This is a genomic window from Bradyrhizobium sp. BRP23 (genome assembly GCF_020194135.1).
GTDB classification, from domain to species: Bacteria; Pseudomonadota; Alphaproteobacteria; order Rhizobiales; family Xanthobacteraceae; genus Bradyrhizobium; species Bradyrhizobium yuanmingense.
Map to the genome: position 1 here is coordinate 1 of NZ_JADYVW010000013.1, position 19493 is coordinate 19493.

Genomic DNA, 19493 nt, shown 5'->3' on the forward strand with positions numbered 1-19493 from the left:
CGTTGCGGCCCAGGAACTCAAGATTGCCGTCCGGCAGATAACGTGCAAGGTCGCCGGTCCGGTACAGCCGATCGCCCTCGACAAAGGGACTGGCGATGAACCGCTCCGCGGTCAGCTCAGGGCGGTTGAGGTAGCCCCGTGCCACCCCCGCCCCGCCAATGTAAAGCTCGCCCACCGCGCCGAACGGCACAGGCGCGCCATAGCCATCCAGCAAGTACACCCGCGTGTTGGCGATTGGACGCCCGACGTGAGGCATCTGGGGCCAACATGACGGATCAGCTGCAAGGTGGTGCTCGGAAATGACGCTGATTTCCGTGGACCCATATTGATTGATCAATCTCGCGTTCGGATGTGCTTCGAAGAACGCCCTAAGCAGTGGAGTGGCCTGTAATCGCTCGCCGGCTGTATAAAGCTCTCTTAAAGCGCGCAGCTGCACCCGCTGCGTGCTCCAGACTTCCGCAAAATGATTCAATGCCACGAACGGGAGGAAAAGCCGCTCGATGGCCTCCCGCTCTACAAATTCCAGCAGGTCGGAGAAGCGCCTCCGGGTCTGTTCCCGCACGAGCACAAGCACTCCGCCGTCCTTCCAACAGATGAACAATTCCTGACAGGACACATCGAAGTTCAGGGTCGCGAATTGAAGTGTGCGCTGTTTTGACGTGCCAATGCCCGCAAGCGAATTCACAAGCGCGCCATGGGACATTTCAACGCCCTTGGGGATTCCGGTTGAGCCGGAGGTATAGATGACGTAGGCGAGATGGCGCGATGTGAGGCCAAGCGTGCCCGGGTCCGGGTTCGAAGGCGGCCGCTCGCCCCAAGCCGGGGTCGTCGTCTCCAGATCGACCACCGTCACATCGGCCACGGCATCGGCGCCCAATGCGGTTCGACCGGCGACATCGCAAAGCAGCAGTTTCGGTTTTGCATCGTCGACAATCTGCCGCAGCCGCGCTGACGGATAAGTCGGATCTAGCGGCAGATAGGCACCGCCAGCCTTCATGATCGCCAACACACCGACCACCATCGCTAGGCTGCGTTCCAGGCAGATCGCCACCGGCTGGTCCGGCTTGACCCCGAGCTCGATCAGATAATGCGCCAGGCGGTTGGCCCGCGCATTGAGTTCGCCATAGCTCAGTCTCTCCCTCTCATGGACCACTGCAACCGCTTCCGGCGCCCTTTGCACCTGCGCCTCGAACAACTCATGGATACATCGCTCAAACGAAAAAGGCGCCGCCGTCCGATTCAAATCCTCAAGCAGATACGCGCGTTCGTCGGTTGGCAGAATGCCGATTCGGCCGACAGACTGCCCCGCATCGTCCATCACGCCGCGTAACAAAACTTGCAAATGCTGCGTCATGCCGTCGATCTGCTTGGGCGCCAATCGAGCGGCATCAAAATGCCAGCGGAAGCTCCCATCCAGAGCGCGAACCTCAAAGGTCAGCAAATCGCCGCATAAGGCTTGGCCAGTCTTGTGGCTCGCCGACAGATCGTCGGCGACGGAACAGCTTTCTGTCGCGATTGCAATACCAATCGGCCAAGGGTGGCGCGCCCGTAGCGCCTCCACTCCTCGCAGGGTCGGGCAGCGCGCGATAAGATCTCGGGCAAAGCTGGCGTGTGCCCTCAGCTGAGCGACTTCGGCCGCTACGGTTTTGCGCACTTCTTCAAAATCATAAGCAAGCTCAATGCAAACCTCCATCGGCACGACGGAGGCGATTACGAGTTTGGAGCCAGTTTGCAATCCGTCCCATGCAGGCTTCCATCCCAGTTGAAACTCTTTTTGCCCGGTGACTCGAGCGAGATAGATCAGCCAAGCGGTCACCAAATATTCCGAGCGATCTTGTGGGGAAAGTTTAGCCAAACCGCTTGGGCTAAACCACGAACTCGACTGCCATCGGGAAGGCGCCGCAGCCACGGACGATGACAGAAAAGGAAGATGCAATCTGCTAAACTGCTCGAGCCGCCGTCGCCAAAACTCCTCCCCACGCGCTAGCAGTTCATGCGCGGCAGATATGCTCTGCACCTGTTCATCGCTCAAGCTCGGAAGGCGACTTTCTTGATTCACGCAAATCGCTCACATCGGTTCGTATCTGTTGTCGGGCTTAGGCTGGTCTGCATTGATGTGACGAAACCCTTCGCCGAAGCAGATCACTCAATCTTCGTGCCAACCTTGCGCATCACCAAATATGGTGCCGGCAGCATCGCAGCTGCCACTCAACCGCGTCAGAGTTTCTGGTAAGCGTCCTCATCGAACGACTTCTCCTCTATGGCGCCCTTTAGACGATTACGCATCTATCGTGCCAACGGTGAAATCGAATTCAATCAATGCGAAAGCCACAGCAGCGCTATGTCAGCTGTCCAACAGCGTCGCCAGACATCGTACAATTGAGCGCGCTATCAATCGGCACAAACCTCCGCCCGCCTGGTCTTTCCGGACAAGGGAAAATGGACCTGGAATGCCAAAGTATTTTGTCAGCTCCGCCGAAGCGCATCGCGTGCGCCTTTCGTAAAACCGGAACAAAGACTTTTTCTGAGGTCCGCGTGCGATACGAGGCAGCGCTGGATTGCTCGAGTAAATGTATCTCGCAATTAGCGGCAGTTCATGTTGTATTGGCGTTTCTTCGCATCACTCAATATGTGGAGCCCGCCGGGTCGTCGAGCTTGTGGCGCTCGGTTCCGGTAAGGGGCGGGTTGAAGATGCTTACGAGGATCATGTCGTTGTTCCGTCCCCCGCGCAGGAAATGCTTGTCATGCTTGTCAAGCACATACATGTCACCCCTGCGAATGGGAAAGACATTGCCGTCCATGTCCTCGACCTCGCCCTCTCCGCCGATGCAGTAGCAGGCTTCGAGATGATTCCGGTATTGCAGAAGCGAAACGGTGTTAGCGCGCACCACGGTGTGGCAGATGCTAAAACCCATGCCGTCCTTATCGGTCAGAAGGCGGTGGCTAGTACCATTGCCCCAATCGACGAAGTGATCGGTTGCTTCGACGTCGCGCAGGCTACGCACAATCATAGTGTTCGATCGCCCGGTGCAGGTTGAAGTGATTGATCCAAAAGCTGGAGGCCGTTGTTCTGCCCCGGAACTGCGACTTCCCTGTCGCGCTGCCGACTGCGGTCCGTCGAAACAACCAACCGTCGGTCGCGAAGAGCCCGTGCAGCAGTCCTATGGGATCGGCTACACGCAAAAGGCCTGCCATTTGCCCGACGGCGACTAGGGAAAATATCGGCGCGAGGGTATTTCGCAGCCGAGCCCGATCGACGCGTACCAATTTGATGTTCCACCTTTGGCGTGGTGCCGCCGCTTACCTTTGGATTCCCCAGAATGCTGCTGGAGATATTGCCGGCGACATAAACTGTCTCCAATCGCAGATTTGGCAAGTCGTTTCCCTCCTTGCTGTGCCTCTCGCCGCCAGTAGAGCAAATCTCATGCCGTGGTGGCAGGCCGATGAAAGATGAAGTTGTGGCTGTCTCAGCTGGCAAGCGAGTGAGAACGATTTGGCTGGGCGTGTAGCCAATCTAACAAATTGTCGAGATATGGCCGAATACAAACGGGTCCGGAGCGAGAACCGGTCGAATAGTTCGGCTTTCTAAGGCAAAAGCCGATATAGATTGAGCAGCTGATACCCGAGCCGAATGAACTCATGTGCAGGTCAGCAGATTAGGTCTTGGGGCTGGGCCGACAGCGGGCGGATATCATCGATTATTTGCCGGGTCGCGAGCCCATGATGATGCCGTCGGCGAGAAATCGCGTGGTCCCGAATGCGAGCGTCGTTCGCGGCTCCGCGCCTATCTTGCCGACATGTCCGTCCGCTTCGGAAGGCTGAACGCGAGCGGGAAGGTCTCGGCCGAAAGAGACTCGAGGGCCGCCTGCTCCTCGGTGAGGCGTCCTTCAATGAACTGACGTTCGACATCCGACAGGTTCGACTTCAGCAGGCGAGAATAGCGGTGGATGGTGTTACGGTGAGCACGAATGCGGGCCAAATATTCATCGAGCATCCTGGACGCTCCTGAGGTCGTCGCAATCTCTACGAAGAGATATTCAGGCGAGCATGTCGTCGATCAACGCGCCGCCTGCCATCGCATCTCGGAAGCCGTTCGGCAGGCGGATAAGACTATGCTAGTTCGTGATATCATTCCCTCCCCTAGCCTAGCAACCCTCGCGACGATCCGCAGCGTTTTTGGCTCGCCATAGCCGTCCTTCTGCTCGGCTAGTCGCTCAAACAGAGCTGGATGCTTGTAAGGCGCAAGGAATAGTCGGTCACGCCCCCGGCGCCGGACGCTTGTCGCTAACAAGCTCGCCCGTCAGTATTCTCTCCCGACGAGCTGAACATCGTTTGTCGATGTGCTATACGCATCTACGTTGAGAACAGCTTTGGTTGAGAGTTTCGATGTCTCTTTCGATTGGATTGATCGTCGACGGCTATGTGAAACTAAGCAACCGCAGCGCGCTGGAGACCCTTCTGGCGCATCGGCGGGAGCTACTGCAGCAGTTGAAGTGCGTTACCGGAGTTGATCCGAAGCCAGCGATCGCTCAGGTCAGTCAAGACATCACAGTGATTGAAAGGGCACTTGCGGGGCTCGCACAGGAGTAGACAGCAATGGCGCACCCGCTCGCTTGAGTGATGGCGCTCCGGCGCCGAACACTGAGTTCGCCCTCGTTTCCGGACGAAGGTTATTAGCGTGACGCCTCACCGGCATCGTGGCGCGCAAGGGTGCGTGCGCCAAGGCTTGGATGCGCTGCCTGTTGTGCGAGCAGCTCGTTTCAACGATCGGCCTCGCAGCGAGCAACGCGCCAACCGATTCACATCGGATAACGCCGCGTCTTGGGTGACGTTAGGCCGCCATCGATTTGCGACCACGATACACCTCTGCGAGCTGGCCGGATCGCTATGCCGCAGGCGACGCGACGGCGCGCGCGAATCTGGATAGCAGGCCAGGACCTTCAGCACTGTGACTTGGAAATTCGCCTCAATGACAAGCCATGTCCTAGATCTAATCGCCACATCGTTGGTGCTCTGGAAGAGCTTCCTGACCGATCTGTTTAAGCAGATTGGGGCACGTCTCATCTCTGATGGCGGCCTTCAGGATTTTGGAGGCAACGTAGGCGCGGACGCCGGCGTCATACGGTGAGGCGCTTTCGCAGACCTCCCTATCGGCTCCAAACCCGACCGCTTGGCATCCTGCACTGTAGAGGGACTTCAATTCATGCGTTGAAGCATATCTTTGCGTCAAAAACCAGCGCCCGCCCCGCGTCTGGCGACGAAATCGGGCCAGGATCCGGCGCCCGCGCTAAGTGCCCCCTTGACTCGCCCTCCTGGCCGCTCTTGAGGGAACTTCGGCTTTATGCAGCTTAGGAGGTCGTCTGCGCGATCGTGAAGTAGTTTCATGGTCATGGGCGTGTGGTTAGTGATCCATAATTGCAGGTATTGGCAGCACACGATTTTGAGCAAACCTCCTTTGGCATGCCCGCTTGCAGGCGGATGATTTCGGTAGCGACTTGCGTTTTGGACATATAAGCCTGCTGAAGGACCCCAGCACGGAGACGCGAACGTCGCGTGAAAATTCATCGGAGGCGCTGCCGCAATGCAGGATTTGAGCGCGAGAGCGCGGCTCGTTGCATTAATCGATATTGCCATTTTGTTACCAGTCTGCGCCCAGAGCAATCACATGCAGCCGGAGGGCGGCATATTCCGCGGCCACATTGTTGGGGGTCATTACTGCAACTGAGCTTGAGCGACGAGCGAGATGGCGTCGCCGAAAGTGCCGTCGAATCTACGACCTGGGCGAAGGCCCTTTGCAGGGAGTGAGCTAGCAACCAGCCCACCGCGGGCTGCGTGTGAAACGCTCTGATCTGACGCCGAGGCGCCTCGTTCAGGGAAGAGAAGCAACTGGGCTGTTCAGATTATCTGCTGTGTTTGTCGAATCGGAAAGGGAGCTACATGAATCATCTCGGCAGCAGCTATCGTCGCACACCATCTGTGATGACAGACGAACAGCACGAGCTGAAGCGGTGCAAGCAGGAGATTGCGCGCCTCAAACAGCTGGTTGTACGACTTTCTGAAATTGTTTTGCGCGACGTCGTAAAAAGCGCGCAAAGCGGTCGGAACGCCCCGGAGTGTCCAAGCGAGCCGCCGAAATCATAAAACGGAAAGCGAACTCGCACTTGGCTGCTCTCGGCAGCGCGGCAGCGGCCCCGCCTCGCTCCACCCCGTCAGCCGGCAGAGCCGATCTCAGCCGACATCATGAGGTTGAGCGGGGGGGCAGTTGTTCAGCACGCAAAGGGCAGTTCCGGGTCGCCTTCGAGAGATGTTGAGGATTTCAGGGCCAACCCATCCGGTTCGACTGTTTGTGAGCGCAATCACTTGCGGATCTAGCTACGATGGCGACCGGGATAGGACTACATTGTCGATCAACCGAGTGGAGCCGACGTACGCTGCGACACAGAGTGCCGCCGGGTAGCGCAGAGGGCTCTCGGCAATCCTTAGGGTCCCAGTGTCGACAAGCTCAAGGTACTGCAGTCGATCGACCATTTCCAAATGCTTTCTTGCAAGCGCAATCAGCGTTGCCGCATCGCGCTCCCCTGAGGCAAACTCATGCGCTGCGGCGAACAAGCCACGGCTGATCGCAAGGCTCCGACCACGTTCTTCCGAGCTGAGATAACGGTTGCGACTGCTCATTGCCAGCCCATCTGGCTCCCGCACGGTTGGCACAGTGACAATCTCGATCGGAAGATTCAGATCAACCGTCACGCGGCGTATCACAGCGCATTGCTGAAAATCCTTCTGTCCAAAGTACGCGACGTTCGGCTGCACCATGTTGAATAGCTTGCAGACGACAGTCGCTACACCACGAAAATGTCCAGGCCTGAAAGCACCGCAGAGCGGTTTTGCGAGTTCGCCCGGCTCGACAAAGCTCTCAAATTGAGCCGGATAGATCTCCTCTGCACTTGGCGCGAAGATGATGGTGACCCCGGCACTGCGGCACCACGCTTCATCGCGCGCGAAGTCGCGAGGGTACCTGCTGAGATCCTCATTTGGGCCGAACTGAGTGGGGTTGACGAAGATGCTGACGACAGTGACGTCGCAGTGTCCCCGGCTTGCCGAGATCAGGGCCAGGTGGCCGTCGTGCAAGTATCCCATCGCCGGAACGAATCCGATGCGCTTATCGGCATTGCGAACGTCTGCAAGGGCGCGACGCAGCTCAGCGACCTTCGTAATGACTTGCATTTCTTACCTTGAGGTTGAATTGGAGGGCACCCAGTTGGCGACGGCATGCCGAAGCTGATCAGGAAGCCGATAGCACTCCTCCGAGCCCGGGAATGCACCTTTGCGGATATCGGCAGCCCAGCGCGACAGCGCCTCCTGGAACAGCTGGAATCCATTTGTATAGGCACGAACGAATTTGGGGCGATGACCTTCGGTTAGCCCCAAGACATCATGAAACACGAGCACTTGGCCCGAGCAATCAGGTCCTGCTCCGATCCCGATGGTGGGTATCGTGAGACATTCGGTCGCTCGCGACGCGAGCTCGGCAGGAATGCCCTCCAGGACCAGCGCGAAGCAGCCGGCTTCCTGCAGACGGTGGGCGTCATCGAGCAGCCGCAAGGCGGTATCCGTTGTCCGTCCCTGCACCTTGAATCCACCCATGACGTTGACGCTCTGCGGGGTCAGACCGAGATGTCCCATCACAGGAATTTCGCAATCGACCAAGGCGCGTACCATATCGATGCGTTTGGCACCACCCTCGAGTTTCACAGCATCGGCGCCACGCTGCAGAAAACCTCCTGCGTTGCGAATCGTATCCTCAGAACCGACATGAAAGCTCAGAAAGGGCATGTCGGCCACAAGCAGGGCATGAGGCTTCGTGCGCGCAACAGCCTCCAGGTGATGATTCATCATGGCCACGCTGACGGGCAGCGTGTTGTCGAATCCCAGGCAGACGTTTCCAACGCTATCGCCGACCAGGATGATATCGACAATGGGATCCGCGATGCGCGTCGCAACCGCATCGTAGGCGGTGGTCATCACGACACGCCGTCCTTTATCCTTCCACTGCTGCAGTGCCGGAATCGTGACACGCTCTAGAGGCTGCTCTGAACTGTGGCTCATATTGAATCCGCTCCCCACACACCGTCGGCGCTTCCTAGAGAAGGCAGGAGAAACCTGTCAATGGTATGGAGGATGGAGATCCCAGTTTCTCTAGAACTGGAGAACAGAGCAAAAACAGCCCAATGGTCGCGCAACCATGAGACAAGACCTTCCTCATCGCGATTTCACCTCCCGATGGCTCGTCTTCCCGTGCAGTTTCAGCGGCTATGCCAGCCGCGGCCTCAATCGAGGAGCGGCGCTCGCGACGAGCCACCATCTGCACGCGTTTCTGGGCTAGTTGCAGTCTCTCCAAACGGTGACGGCTCGACCGGACCGAGCTGCAGATGCACGCGTGGGGACTTCGTCTTTAGGCACATCTGCGTGTCTGCCCCCTAGGGGTACTCGTTAGCCTCCCGCTTTCGCGCTGGCGCACCGAGCAAAGCAAACGGATGGCAGGCCAGGAACGTCCAAAAGTCACAGGCCGCCGTAAGCGCAGCGAGAGTCGCGGTCGAGTAGATGTCGTCGCGAAGGCGCTCAGACCGAGCCAGCCTGCTGGCCCTGTAGGCTCTGAAGTCGATTATTTTTGCCGATGTTTCTGTCACTTGATTTCCACGCGCTCTAGAGGGCCACTTGAATTCTCTGACCAGGGTCGTACCGGCACAACTCAGTCCATTCCTAAGCGGCTCGCCCCCGTCGCAACCAATTCTGATCGGCCTCCCGCCGCGCCTTAAAGCGGTTGACGCATTTCTTGGAGCAAAGGGCCGTTCGCCAGCAGTAATGGCGGATCAGCCCAAACTTTCCGCCGCATATCGCGCAGCATGTGGCTGAATGGTCGGGGGAATTACGGAATCCAATGTGCATTCTCGCCTCCTGTCAGACGTTTACTTGGGGAAGCCCCGCTGCCCTCTGACCACAGCACCACGCGCGCACCAAAGGTGCGGTCGCCCGGCGGTCCATTTCCCTGGTTCTTGCAGCCATCAAGAGTCTTGACTCTGATGTGCGGCTGCCTCGCGAAGCAGTACTTTCCGCAGAAAGCCTCGCCGAGAATTTGCTCAAGATAATGGATTTCTCTATCGTGGTTAACGCAATTCGCCCGACATTTCGGCCAAATGCTGCGCCTTTCATGGCTAGCCCGCAGGATTGCTGCGGCAGCGGGGTCGGGAGCGCTTAAGTGCTTAAAGCACGATCAGCCTGCGAGCCTTGGGTGCTGCATTCTCGTTGCACTATCAAGCGGCAGCAATACGGACACTTTCGCCTTCCAAGATGCTGTCGCTGCAGATGATTGCACAGCCTCGTGCATCTCACATCAGCAAGTCAGCAGCGTCGCGGATGGCAGTATAGATTTCATCAAGGTCGGCCGCCGTAACGCAGTAAGGCGGCATCACGTAGATCGTGTTACCGAGTGGGCGTAGCAGCAGATTCCGCGCTTGGAAGAAAGCCAAAAGCCTCGGACCGATGTCCGCCAGATAGCCGGCATCGCTCGTGTTGAGTTCAAGCGCTGTGACTGTTCCCGTGCGTCGGACGTTTGCGAACCGTGAATCGGCGCGGAATGGCACGAGTGCCTGCTCTTGCATCCTGGCCAAGGATGCCAGCCGCCAGCGATATTCCTGATCCTGCCATAGGTCCAGATTAGCCTTGGCCGCGGCACAGGCCACTGGATTGGCCGTATATGAGCTCGAATGAAAAAACGTACGTGTGCGATCTTCAGAATAATGCGCATCGAAAATATCGGCACGACAGAGTGTGACGGCGAGCGGCAGCGCCCCACCCGTGAGGCCTTTCGAATAGCAGGCAATATCGGGCATGACATCGGCCTGCTCACACGCAAACAAGGTACCCGTCCGGCCCCAGCCGGTCATGACCTCGTCCGCAATGAACAAGACGTCGAAGGCTTCGCAGATCCGCTTCATCTCTCTTAGGGTCGAGGGAGAATACATCAGCATTCCACCGGCACCCAATATCAGGGGTTCCACGATAAAGGCTGCGGGATGTTCGTTTCTACACGCGTTTTCAAGCGCATCGAGCGCTCTTTGCTCACGATCTCTTGCCGGGAACGGAATCGAGGTCACCTCGAACATCAGCGCCCCGTAGGCCGCATTGAAGACGCCTCGGCTACCTACCGACATCGCCCCGATCGTGTCGCCATGGTACGAGTGCTGCATCACCACAATTTGGGTTCGCTGTCTTCCGGTATTGCGCCAGTAGCCGAGCGCCATTTTCAGCGCGACTTCGACGCTGGTTGACCCGCTATCGGAGAAGAACACATGTTCGAGCGCCGGGGAGGTGACCTTCAATAGTTCCGTCGCAACTTGCTCAGCCGGGTCGTGAGTGTATCCGGCGAAGATGACCTGGTTGAGCTTGCCTGCCTGCTCTCGGATCGCGTTCACGATGCATGGATGGCAATGGCCGTGGGTCACGACCCACCAGGAGGAGATTGCATCGATAAGGCGTCGGCCATCTTCGGTGTAGAGATAAGCCCCCTCTCCCCGCAGCACCTTCGTCATGTCCCGCTGTAGAGCATGCTGCGTGAACGGGTGCCAGATCGGCGACCTCCTGGCTATCTTCATAGGTTCAGGAAATCGCTGCTAACAAAGGAGTCTTTGAAAGCCGCCTGCAGCCTATCGTCCGTGAGGGGAACAACCCACGGGAGCCGTCCCAACCAACGCACTCTCCCGATCTCGCAAATCGCGCTTTCAGTTTCGGCGTTTCTTTCGCCAATGAACGCAATTCCAAGGATTCGAATCTGACGCTTCCGCAGAGCCTCTATGGAGAGCAGGGAGTGATTGATTGTGCCCAGTCCCGTCCTTGCGCAAAGCACGACGGGGAGCTGCCAGCGCTCGAAGATGTCGATGTAAAGAGTGCGCGCTGTCAGCGGCACCATGAGTCCGCCGGCGCCCTCGATCACGAGTTGCCGCTCGCCGCTGTCCGGCAGTCGAAGCGTCTCTGTATCTATGCGAACACCGTCGATCTCCGCGGAGTAATGGGGCGACGCAGGCGTCCGAAGTCGGTAGAGCTCCGGGACAATCCGATCGGACGAGAGGCCACCGAGGCGGCGGATGCACTCGGAATCGGTCTCTTGTTCGAGTCCAGCCTGGACCGGCTTCCAGTAATTCGCGCCGAGAAGGCCGGCGAGCCCTGCGGAAAATACCGTTTTGCCGACCCCGGTGTCCGTACCAGCCACGACGATCCGCTTATTCATCAAAACGAGCCCTCGTCACCTCAACCAGCGCATCGAGCATTGCGCGCACGTCCTCTTCCCCAACATTGAGTGTCAACGAAATTCGCAACCGGGCGGTGCCTGCAGGGACGGTTGGCGGCCGAATTCCGCGGATGTCGAAGCCGCGCGCCTGCAGAGCAGAGGCAAGTCGCATTGCATGAGCATTATCACCTACGATGTACGGCACGATCTGAGAGGTCGATGGTGTGCGCAAACCAAGCAAGGTGATCTGCCGATGGGCGAACGCAACGAGATTGGCCAGCCGCTGCTGCCGCTCCGGCTCTTTCTGCAGGGTGAGAAGTGCCTCTCGAACGGCAACGGCCATCAATGGTGATGGGGCGGTGGCAAAAATAAACGGACGGCAGCGGTTGACCATGAAATCGCGCAAGATGCCGGAGGCCGTAACCAGTGCACCCGCCGCACCGAGCGCTTTGCCGCAGGTATGAACGACGATGAGATTTTCGCGCCTGTCATAAGGGGCCGTGAGCCCTCGTCCCTGATGCCCGTAAGCGCCTGTGGCATGAGCCTCATCCACGATCAGAAACGCGTCGTGGCGATCGGCGATTGCCACCAGCTCTTCGAGTGGAGCGAAATCGCCGTCCATACTGTAGAGACTTTCGGCCACAATCCAGACGCGGCCCGCCCCACCTTTGTTTCGCCAGTCGCGAATTTCGTCTTCGAGTGACTGGGGATCATTGTGCGCGTGAATTCGACACTCTGCGCGGCCGGCCCGTGCCCCCTCGTGAATACTGGCGTGCACGAGCGAATCGAGAACGAGCAGATCGCCGTGCTGCGGCAGCGTTGTCAGGAGGGCAAAATTTGCGATGTAGCCGCCTCCAAAGAAAAGCGCTGCCTCCGCGCCAAAGAACTGAGCCGCTTCCGTCTCGAGCCGTTCATGCTCCTCGCAATTGCCGCGCAGAAGCCGCGACCCGCCGGCTCCAATCGGAGTGCCCGCATCGAGCGCGGCGACCATCGCCTTTTTGATGTGCGAGTCGTTGCCGAGCGCCAGATAGTCGTTCGATGCGAAATCGATCCCCACGCGGGGCTTGAGGCAGCGCAGCCGTTTATCTTCGTTCAACGCATTCAACGCTGCGACGTAGGGACCAAGTCTAGCTGTTTGGATTGACCGCATTCATCACTCCGAGGCTCGCATCAAATCACGCAAAAAATGCGTTGGCCGTTTAAGAAGGAAGGATGGCCGGAGGTTCAACTTGCCAGGATGCGATTGTCTCTGTCCACACGCACAATGCGTGGCTTGAATATCTTTGCTTCGGCCTCGTCGAATGAGGCATATGCAACGATAATGATCTTGTCTCCGGGCATCGCCAGTCGGGCGGCCGCACCGTTCAGGCTTATCGTGCCAGACATCGGCGGCGCCTCGATCACGTAGGTGGCAAAGCGCATCCCTGTTTCGACATTGTAGATTTCGACGCGCTCGTTGATCACCATTCCTGCCGCGTCCAGGAGCGTACGATCTATCGAGATCGAGCCTTCATAGTGAAGATCAGCTTCGGTCACTGAGGCGCGATGGATTTTGCCCTTCATCAAAGTTATCTGCATTTCTCACCTAGGCTGGATGTAGGGGGCAACATATTGCGCGCACTGCTTCCGTCAGGAGAGCCCGGACGTGATGCCGAGCCGGGCCAGCAGATCCGCGTCGCGATCAACTTTCGGGTTTTTGGTGGTCAAGAGCACGTCGCCGACGAAGATTGAATTTGCGCCGGCCAAGAAGCAAAGCGCCTGCAATTCATCGGTCATGTATTGCCGCCCGGCGGACAAGCGAACCACACTCCTCGGCATCATGATCCGCGCGGTCGCCAGCAGCCGGACCAGCGCGATCGGATCGGGAGGCCCCGCGGTGTCTTCCACCGGCACGCCCTCGATCTTGTTCCACAGGTTGATCGGCACGCTTTCGGGATGGTTGGGAAGATTGGCGAGCAGCACGAGCATACCCAGGCGGTCCTCGACGCGCTCGCCCATGCCGATAATCCCGCCGCAGCAGATCTTGATGCCGGCATCGCGCACATGCGCCAGCGTATCGATGCGGTCCTGCAGGCTGCGGGTGGTGATGATCTTGCTGTAAAACTCGGGCGATGTGTCGACGTTGTGATTGTAGAAGTCAAGGCCGGCCTCGGCGAGGCGCGCGGCCTGCTTCGTTGTCAGCATGCCGAGCGTGACGCACGTTTCCATGCCGAATCCCTTGACCGCCTTGACCATGTCGCAGACGGAATCAAGATCGCGATCTTTTGGCGTGCGCCAGGCCGCGGCCATGCAGAAGCGCGTGGCGCCGGCACCCTTCGCGCGCTGCGCGGTCGCAACCACATCGGCGCAACGCATCAGACGAGTGGCTTTCAGGCCGGTCTCGTAATGCGCGCTTTGCGAGCAGTAGCCGCAGTCTTCCGGACAGCCGCCGGTCTTGATGCTGAGCAGGCTCGCAGTTTCGACGTGGTTTGGATCGAAGTTCTTGCGATGAGCGTGCTGCGCCTGAAGCATCAGGTCGGCAAAAGGACGGTCGTAGAGCGCCTTAGCCTCTTCGACATTCCAATGATAACGAACCTGCGTCCCGTTGCCTGCTTCCTTCCGCTGGACTTGCGCAGCAGCATCCATAAGCCAATCCCGCTCAATTGTAGATAATCGCGTCAATTATCTATAGTCATTGCCCTCGAAGAGATGCTAATCGAGCTGTCTCGCAAATGCACCGGTTATTGCGGTAGATAATCTATGATCACTAGTGACAACATGACGACGGTCGCGCGCATCGCGGACTCAATTGCTGAGCGCATTATCAGCGGCGCCTTAGAGCCAGGCGCGCCACTCCGTCAGGATCACGTGGCACGAGAATTCAATTCCAGCCACGTCCCCGTGCGCGAGGCCTTTCGGCAGTTGCAGGCACAACATCTTGTTGTCGCGGTGCCGCGTCGCGGTGTTCGGGTTTCCCCGCTCGATACCCGTTCAGTGAAGGAGATCGCCGAAATGCGCGCCGCGCTCGAAGTGGTGGCATTGCGCCATTCGGGGCCAAGGCTCACAACAGCTCATTTGGCTCAGATCGAGCTCGCCCTGATCGAAGGAGACAATGCAAAGACGATCGAGGAGTTTGAGACAGCCAACCGCGCCTTTCACCAAGCCTTGGTCGCGCCGTGCGGAATGCCGCGTCTGCTCGCGAGCCTCGATGGACTGCAGCTTGCCAATTCTCGATTGGTGTTCGCGATGGCGCGATCGGTGGGCTGGCGACCGCGCTCCAATCAAGATCACCGCCTGATTCTGCAAGCCTTGCGAACGCGCAACGTCGATCAAGCCTGTAATCTGCTCACGCGGCACATTCAAACCATTGAGCGCCTTGCCCTTCCGGCGCCCTGAGCAAATCTGGCAAGCTTCATTGCGGATCGCCGACGATCGCAAGCGACGATCATGCGGCAAGCGACTAGCCTCATTGCAACGGGCTCTATTCCCAGATAGTTATGCCACCCACTAGCGACATCTCCACGGACGGCCATGATTCGTCACATCGTCTTCTTCAGCGCCAAGGACGAGGCGCATATCGACCATATCATCGAAGGTCTTTCGCTTCTCACCACGATACCACATGCGCGCCGGCTTGAGGTTGCCCGCAACCGCAAGACCGATCAGCTCGGCAACGATATCGATGTCGTGGTCTATGGTGAGTTCGACAGCGAGGCGGAGCTCGCAGCGTACAAGGCGCACGATCTCTACCGGGAGTCGATTAAGCGGGTCCGACCGCTCCGCGAGCTGCGGTTCGCGGCCGACTACGATGCATAGATACCCCTTGCGCCTCCACGGCAGGATGATCCAGGTGCTGTCGCAGCAAAAAGTCCACCGCCTGGTTAACTTGGCAATGGGCCTCAAGTTTCGGCCCATCGCAGGCAAGCGTCGTTCTCATCGGGGGGGCCAACAGATGGAACGGCACTTTCACGACGTCAGCCGCCGGTGACCGATAACCACGATGTACGTTCGCGAGTTGCAGTGGGTTGACCCTGTCATAGCGATGCGACGTCTCGGGCATCGATCGCATCTCACGTTTCTCGATAGCGTAGCAAGGCACGAGCTGCTTGGGCGCTACTCATATCTAACGTGCGACCCGTTCAGCACCTATAGGGTCGCGAACGGCCAAGTCAGTTGGAACGGACTGACTCTCGAGGCCGATCCATGGAAGGTCCTTCGCACGCTACTCGCGAAGTACCCGCAAGAGCATCGTCCCGATCTCCCGCCGTTCCAGGGAGGAGCGGCGGGCTACCTTGCCTACGACATGAACAGGACATTGGAGCGATTGTCTGCGCCGGCAATTGCCGGTCTGGGTTTGCCCCAATCCATCCTGCATTTCTATGATGTGGTCATCAGCTTCGACCACCGGGATAACAAATGCTGGATCGTCTCGACCGGATGGCCGGAGCAGGATCGGGTGCGACGGAGCGAACGAGCGCGTCGTCGAGCCGACCAGTTTGCAGCATTGCTTGCCGGTCCAAAGGCGCCACAGAAGGGTTGTCCCAGCAAAGCGGGCGCATGGCGCTCGAACTTCAGCCGCGAGGGCTACGTTGCGGCGGTACAACGCGTGATCGACTTGATCCTGGCGGGTGACGTGTTCCAGGCGAATATTGCGCAGCGTTTCAGCGCCCGCCTGTCGACCTCGTTTGATCCACTCGCCTTCTATTGCCAGCTACGATCATTGAATCCAGCGCCTTTTGCGGCCCTGCTGCGATGGGGAAAGCTGACCATCGCATCAAGTTCGCCGGAACGATTCCTGAAGCTTGAGGGACGACAAGTCGAGACACGACCTATCAAGGGCACGATCGCGCGTTCTCCTGATTTCAAGGAAGACCAGCGCCGTGCGGCTGTTCTCCTCGCTTCCGAAAAGGATCATGCCGAGAACACGATGATTGTTGACCTTTTGCGCAACGATCTGTCACGCGTTTGCACCGCGCATTCGGTCGAGGTTCCGGCCCTGTGCAATCTCGAGTCCTATGCCTCAGTGCACCATCTCGTGTCGATCGTTACGGGGAAACTTGCCGGAGGCGAAGACGCCGTTAGCCTGCTCCGTGCTTGCTTCCCCGGCGGCTCCATTACGGGAGCGCCAAAGCTGCGGTCGATGGAAATTATTACAGAAATCGAGCGCATAGCGCGAGAGGTCTATTGTGGGGCGATCGGCTTCATCGGCTTCAACGGGCACATGGACACAAGTATTGCGATCCGCACGGTCACGATCGACGGCGACCTGGCTGTGTTTCATGCGGGCAGCGGTATAACGGCCCTGTCGGAGCCCGAGGCCGAATACGAGGAAACGCTCGCCAAGGCAGAGCGAATCTTTGATGCATTTGGTTCTGAACCAGCTGGTGCATTTTGATTGTCATCATCGATAATTACGATTCCTTCGTGTTCAACATTGCCCGCTATTTCCACAAGCTCAGTGAAGCAACGGAAGTGATCCGAAACGATGCTATCAGCATCAGCGAGCTCGTTGGTCTCAACCCGCGCGCGGTGGTCATATCGCCCGGCCCCTGCACCCCAAATGAGGCAGGAATATCGACAGCAGTGGTTCGCGAACTTTCAGGACGCGTACCAATTCTCGGCATCTGCCTTGGACATCAATGTATTGGAAGCGTTTTCGGAGGACGGGTGGCGCGTGCGCATCGGCCCATGCACGGTCGGCGCTCGTACATTGCGCATGACGGCCGAGGGTTATTCAAGGGGCTGCCAACCCCGCTTGACGTCGGACGCTACCATTCTCTTATCGTCGAGCTTGATCAGTCATGTGCGCAGAATCTCATAGTGACAGCGCGTTCGGAGGAAGGCGAGATCATGGCCTTCACGCACGGCTATTATCCCACTTATGGGGTCCAGTTCCATCCCGAGTCGATACTTACGTCACAGGGGCACGTCCTGCTTATGAACTTCTTGCGACTCACAGAGGATTTTCGAAACCACGCGGAGCAATGAGAGGCGGCTCGCCTGCCGATCAAGATGGTGGACTGTTGGTTTCCGACGTGGTTGGAAGGCGCAGCGCCATATGGCAGGCATTTTGTGGTAATCAGCGCTGTTCCGTGCTCGGCTCCGCAGTCAGCGGCGCGCCTCCGACAGAAACCGGACCTTGCGGTTTCGTGAGCGTCATCGAGGCACCACGCGCTGAGGGCTGATCTAGTCGGTTAGAAAGATCTCGTGGAATGGTTCGTCACGAGATCACCATGTCAAAGGATAGTCGTAAGGATGGCGATAAGGATAGGCATACGTCTATCCTCAAGGACGGCTCGGACACGCTGCAGCGTGTCGAGATCATTACCGGGACGGGCCGGCGACGGCGCTGGTCGACCGATGCGAAGGCGGCGATTGTCGCGGAGAGTTTTGCGCCGGGTGCAAGCGTGTCCGCGATGGCGCGACAACACGACATCAGCCCAAGCCTGTTGTTTCTGTGGCGTCGTCGGACAATGCGGGCGAAGGTGGTGGAGCGCGGGTACGGAGACGTGCCAGCTGGCTTTTGCCGGTCGCGATCACCGGCTGCGGGGGCAAATTGCCCTCGTGCGAAGAGCAGGCGGCAATCGAGATCGAGGTCGGCGCGGTTTGTATCCGTGTCAGGGGGACGGTCGACCGCCGGGCGCGGTGCGAGGTGCTGGCCGCAGTAGGGACGGTTGGCCGATGATCGGGCTCCGACCAGGGTTGTCGATCTGGATCGCGACGCAGCCGATCGATTTCCGTCACGGCATGGACTAGCTAGCGATGCTGGTGAGCGAGGCGTTTGGGGCCGATCCGTACGACGGCGGACTTTGTGTCTTCCGCTCCAAGCGCCGAGATCGCGTGAAGAAGTCCGGTCTTGGCAAGGCCATCAGCTACACTCTCAACCATTGGGAAGGTCTGACGCGCTTCATCGATGACGGGCGCATCGAGATCGACAGCAATACGGTCGAACGCAGCATCAAGCCGATAGGCCTGGGAAAGAAGAACTACTTGTTCGCCGGCAGTGAAGGCGGGGCCGAGACATGGGCCATTCTCGCGTCGCTCATCAACACGGCGAAGCTGAACGACATCGATCCGCGGCACTATCTGACCAATGTTCTCGAGCGCATCGTCTCCGGACGTACAAAGATCAATCGGCTGCACATGCTGTTGCCGTGGAATTGGAAAGCCGAGCGCGATGGTTCTGAGGCAAAGCTCGCCGCCTGATCAGTTCGACGGCAGGGCATCTGTAACTTCCTGCGCATCGCGGGTGTCGTCCGTCATAGACTCGTCGCGGATCACGCGCGGCGTCACCTCGTGCAGATAGACTTGCAGCGACCTCGCCAGCTCGGTGAACTCCGGCAGCAGCACCTTGTCGACGAAGCCCAGTGACGCACGGATCATCACCGTGTTGCGTCGCTGGCGGTGATAACGAAATGGCCGGAGCCCGTATCGACGGCAAAGCGCTAAAACAAGCGTAAGCGCGTAGGTCACCCCATGTAGCGGATGATGTTCGATTGTCAGAGAATCTCCTGGCGATTTGTCCCAGGAGTTCATGTGAGGGAACATATGTCTGATACCAAGAATTTCGAAGTTATCACGGCTGCAGCCGAGCGGCTTAAATAGAACTGCTGTGTCTATCATTTTGCGGACAATAGCGCGCTCTTGGATCGAGAGACGGCTCGGCAATATGGTCATGTTCACGAGGAATGTCTAGCCAGCTAGACCGCTACTGTGTAAGCGGTGCGACGTATTTGGTCCGGACGCGCCTGATGCGTGATCCAAATGGTAAACTCTCCTCCTCGAAGACCCGCCCGAAGCCGGATGTCGTAACCGGCGATCAGTCATAAAGCTTGCAGTGGACTAGGCTGACCGCCCCTCCGGTCCGTCGCGCCGCTGTAGCGGCCGCTGATCGTAAGCGCGCCGAACGGCCTTTTGTCTGGACCTGAACGTCCTGACGTCTAGTGGCAAGCTGCCCTGGGGCCCCTTCCATTTGTGATTTGTCGCGCAGGTCTGTCAGCTTTCAGTAAGCTCCCCCGGATACAGAGCCGTTGAGGTTGGCGGGATGTGGCAGGGACAGTGCTAGCGTACCAGAACGGTCGGCGCCGAGTCATGTTTCTCGTCAGCCTCATCAGCAGTGCGGATGCGGCAGGAACCTTTCGTCAACTCAGCCCCCCGCCGGTAGGATCCGGACCGCGCCCGCACTGCTTCATTGGGCGGCTCGGCGTACAAATCAAGCACATCCTCGATG

General features: G+C 58.5%; 17 protein-coding genes and 2 pseudogenes. 8 read left to right on the plus strand and 11 right to left on the minus strand.

Annotation, left to right across the window (positions count from 1 at the left end):
• From I6F24_RS28770 to I6F24_RS28780, 3 genes are all read right to left on the minus strand, one after another.
• The coding region (locus I6F24_RS28770; RefSeq protein ID WP_225130828.1) for an amino acid adenylation domain-containing protein at window positions 1-1816 on the minus strand (1816 nt) is incomplete at its 3' end.
• 808 nt (window positions 1817-2624) lie between these two features.
• Window positions 2625-3011 (minus strand): ectoine synthase, encoded by a 387-nt coding sequence (locus I6F24_RS28775; RefSeq protein WP_225130830.1) that lies wholly within the window; start codon window positions 3009-3011, stop codon window positions 2625-2627.
• A gap of 773 nt (window positions 3012-3784) precedes the next feature.
• Entirely contained in the window at window positions 3785-3994 is a 210-nt protein-coding gene (locus I6F24_RS28780) for a hypothetical protein (RefSeq protein WP_225130838.1), read from the minus strand.
• Between the two features lie 392 nt (window positions 3995-4386).
• On the opposite strand from I6F24_RS28780, the gene I6F24_RS28785 reads away from it, so the two are divergent.
• Both I6F24_RS28785 and I6F24_RS28790 read left to right on the plus strand, forming a co-directional pair.
• On the plus strand, window positions 4387-4590 hold the full coding sequence (locus I6F24_RS28785) for a hypothetical protein (RefSeq protein ID WP_225130840.1): 204 nt from the start codon (window positions 4387-4389) through the stop codon (window positions 4588-4590).
• A gap of 1347 nt (window positions 4591-5937) precedes the next feature.
• Window positions 5938-6141: a hypothetical protein gene (locus I6F24_RS28790; RefSeq protein WP_225130842.1), complete on the plus strand. Its 204-nt coding sequence runs from the start codon at window positions 5938-5940 to the stop codon at window positions 6139-6141.
• Window positions 6142-6372: 231 nt separating this feature from the next.
• On the opposite strand, the gene panC is transcribed toward I6F24_RS28790, so the two are convergent.
• From panC to bioB, 7 genes are all read right to left on the minus strand, one after another.
• The gene (gene panC / locus I6F24_RS28795) at window positions 6373-7224 is read right to left on the minus strand and encodes a pantoate--beta-alanine ligase (protein WP_225130843.1); all 852 of its coding nucleotides are present in this window, start codon (window positions 7222-7224) and stop codon (window positions 6373-6375) included.
• Window positions 7225-7227: 3 nt separating this feature from the next.
• Window positions 7228-8106: a 3-methyl-2-oxobutanoate hydroxymethyltransferase gene (gene panB / locus I6F24_RS28800; RefSeq protein ID WP_225130853.1), complete on the minus strand. Its 879-nt coding sequence runs from the start codon at window positions 8104-8106 to the stop codon at window positions 7228-7230.
• A 1280-nt stretch (window positions 8107-9386) separates the two neighbouring features.
• Window positions 9387-10652 (minus strand): adenosylmethionine--8-amino-7-oxononanoate transaminase, encoded by a 1266-nt coding sequence (locus tag I6F24_RS28805; RefSeq protein WP_225130855.1) that lies wholly within the window; start codon window positions 10650-10652, stop codon window positions 9387-9389.
• The gene (bioD, locus tag I6F24_RS28810; protein ID WP_225130857.1) at window positions 10649-11284 is read right to left on the minus strand and encodes a dethiobiotin synthase; all 636 of its coding nucleotides are present in this window, start codon (window positions 11282-11284) and stop codon (window positions 10649-10651) included. The genes I6F24_RS28805 and bioD overlap by 4 nt, the downstream gene beginning before the upstream one ends.
• Window positions 11277-12434 (minus strand): 8-amino-7-oxononanoate synthase, encoded by a 1158-nt coding sequence (locus I6F24_RS28815; RefSeq protein ID WP_225130859.1) that lies wholly within the window; start codon window positions 12432-12434, stop codon window positions 11277-11279. Before I6F24_RS28815 ends, bioD begins: the two co-directional genes overlap by 8 nt.
• Before the next feature lie 74 nt (window positions 12435-12508).
• Window positions 12509-12862 carry an aspartate 1-decarboxylase gene (panD, locus tag I6F24_RS28820; protein WP_225130861.1) on the minus strand — a complete coding sequence of 118 codons (354 nt, stop codon included), beginning with the start codon at window positions 12860-12862 and terminating at the stop codon, window positions 12509-12511.
• 51 nt (window positions 12863-12913) lie between these two features.
• Entirely contained in the window at window positions 12914-13909 is a 996-nt protein-coding gene (gene bioB, locus I6F24_RS28825; protein ID WP_225130863.1) for a biotin synthase BioB, read from the minus strand.
• A gap of 114 nt (window positions 13910-14023) precedes the next feature.
• Here bioB and I6F24_RS28830 point away from each other — a divergent pair, with 114 nt between their 5' ends.
• The 6 genes and pseudogenes from I6F24_RS28830 to I6F24_RS28855 all read left to right on the plus strand — a co-directional run.
• The gene (locus I6F24_RS28830) at window positions 14024-14659 is read left to right on the plus strand and encodes a GntR family transcriptional regulator (protein WP_225130873.1); all 636 of its coding nucleotides are present in this window, start codon (window positions 14024-14026) and stop codon (window positions 14657-14659) included.
• A gap of 135 nt (window positions 14660-14794) precedes the next feature.
• Window positions 14795-15079 carry a Dabb family protein gene (locus I6F24_RS28835; RefSeq protein ID WP_225130875.1) on the plus strand — a complete coding sequence of 95 codons (285 nt, stop codon included), beginning with the start codon at window positions 14795-14797 and terminating at the stop codon, window positions 15077-15079.
• Between the two features lie 184 nt (window positions 15080-15263).
• Window positions 15264-16658, plus strand: coding sequence for an aminodeoxychorismate synthase component I (gene pabB, locus I6F24_RS28840; RefSeq protein ID WP_225130877.1), 1395 nt, complete (start codon window positions 15264-15266; stop codon window positions 16656-16658).
• A complete protein-coding gene (locus I6F24_RS28845) occupies window positions 16655-17251 on the plus strand; it encodes an aminodeoxychorismate/anthranilate synthase component II (protein ID WP_225130879.1) in 597 nt (198 codons plus the stop codon). The genes pabB and I6F24_RS28845 overlap by 4 nt, the downstream gene beginning before the upstream one ends.
• A 293-nt stretch (window positions 17252-17544) precedes the next feature.
• Window positions 17545-17733 (plus strand): annotated as a pseudogene (locus I6F24_RS28850) (transposase); the annotation flags it as partial.
• A gap of 364 nt (window positions 17734-18097) precedes the next feature.
• Window positions 18098-18469, plus strand: a pseudogene (locus tag I6F24_RS28855) (transposase); the annotation flags it as partial.
• On the opposite strand, the gene I6F24_RS28860 reads toward I6F24_RS28855, so the two are convergent.
• The gene (locus tag I6F24_RS28860) at window positions 18470-18940 is read right to left on the minus strand and encodes a hypothetical protein (protein WP_225131000.1); all 471 of its coding nucleotides are present in this window, start codon (window positions 18938-18940) and stop codon (window positions 18470-18472) included.
• Between the last annotated feature and the right edge of the window lie 553 nt (window positions 18941-19493).

Excerpts from the sequence above, each read along its gene's own strand:
- I6F24_RS28775 (WP_225130830.1), bottom strand. The coding sequence starts at position 3,011 with ATGATTGTGCGTAGCCTGCGCGACGTCGAAGCAACCGATCACTTCGTC.
- I6F24_RS28780 (WP_225130838.1), bottom strand. The coding sequence starts at position 3,994 with ATGCTCGATGAATATTTGGCCCGCATTCGTGCTCACCGTAACACCATC.
- I6F24_RS28785 (WP_225130840.1), top strand. The coding sequence starts at position 4,387 with ATGTCTCTTTCGATTGGATTGATCGTCGACGGCTATGTGAAACTAAGC.
- I6F24_RS28790 (WP_225130842.1), top strand. The coding sequence starts at position 5,938 with ATGAATCATCTCGGCAGCAGCTATCGTCGCACACCATCTGTGATGACA.
- panC (WP_225130843.1), bottom strand. The coding sequence starts at position 7,224 with ATGCAAGTCATTACGAAGGTCGCTGAGCTGCGTCGCGCCCTTGCAGAC.
- panB (WP_225130853.1), bottom strand. The coding sequence starts at position 8,106 with ATGAGCCACAGTTCAGAGCAGCCTCTAGAGCGTGTCACGATTCCGGCA.
- I6F24_RS28805 (WP_225130855.1), bottom strand. The coding sequence starts at position 10,652 with ATGAAGATAGCCAGGAGGTCGCCGATCTGGCACCCGTTCACGCAGCAT.
- bioD (WP_225130857.1), bottom strand. The coding sequence starts at position 11,284 with ATGAATAAGCGGATCGTCGTGGCTGGTACGGACACCGGGGTCGGCAAA.
- I6F24_RS28815 (WP_225130859.1), bottom strand. The coding sequence starts at position 12,434 with ATGCGGTCAATCCAAACAGCTAGACTTGGTCCCTACGTCGCAGCGTTG.
- panD (WP_225130861.1), bottom strand. The coding sequence starts at position 12,862 with ATGCAGATAACTTTGATGAAGGGCAAAATCCATCGCGCCTCAGTGACC.
- bioB (WP_225130863.1), bottom strand. The coding sequence starts at position 13,909 with ATGGATGCTGCTGCGCAAGTCCAGCGGAAGGAAGCAGGCAACGGGACG.
- I6F24_RS28830 (WP_225130873.1), top strand. The coding sequence starts at position 14,024 with ATGATCACTAGTGACAACATGACGACGGTCGCGCGCATCGCGGACTCA.
- I6F24_RS28835 (WP_225130875.1), top strand. The coding sequence starts at position 14,795 with ATGATTCGTCACATCGTCTTCTTCAGCGCCAAGGACGAGGCGCATATC.
- pabB (WP_225130877.1), top strand. The coding sequence starts at position 15,264 with ATGTACGTTCGCGAGTTGCAGTGGGTTGACCCTGTCATAGCGATGCGA.
- I6F24_RS28860 (WP_225131000.1), bottom strand. The coding sequence starts at position 18,940 with ATGACCATATTGCCGAGCCGTCTCTCGATCCAAGAGCGCGCTATTGTC.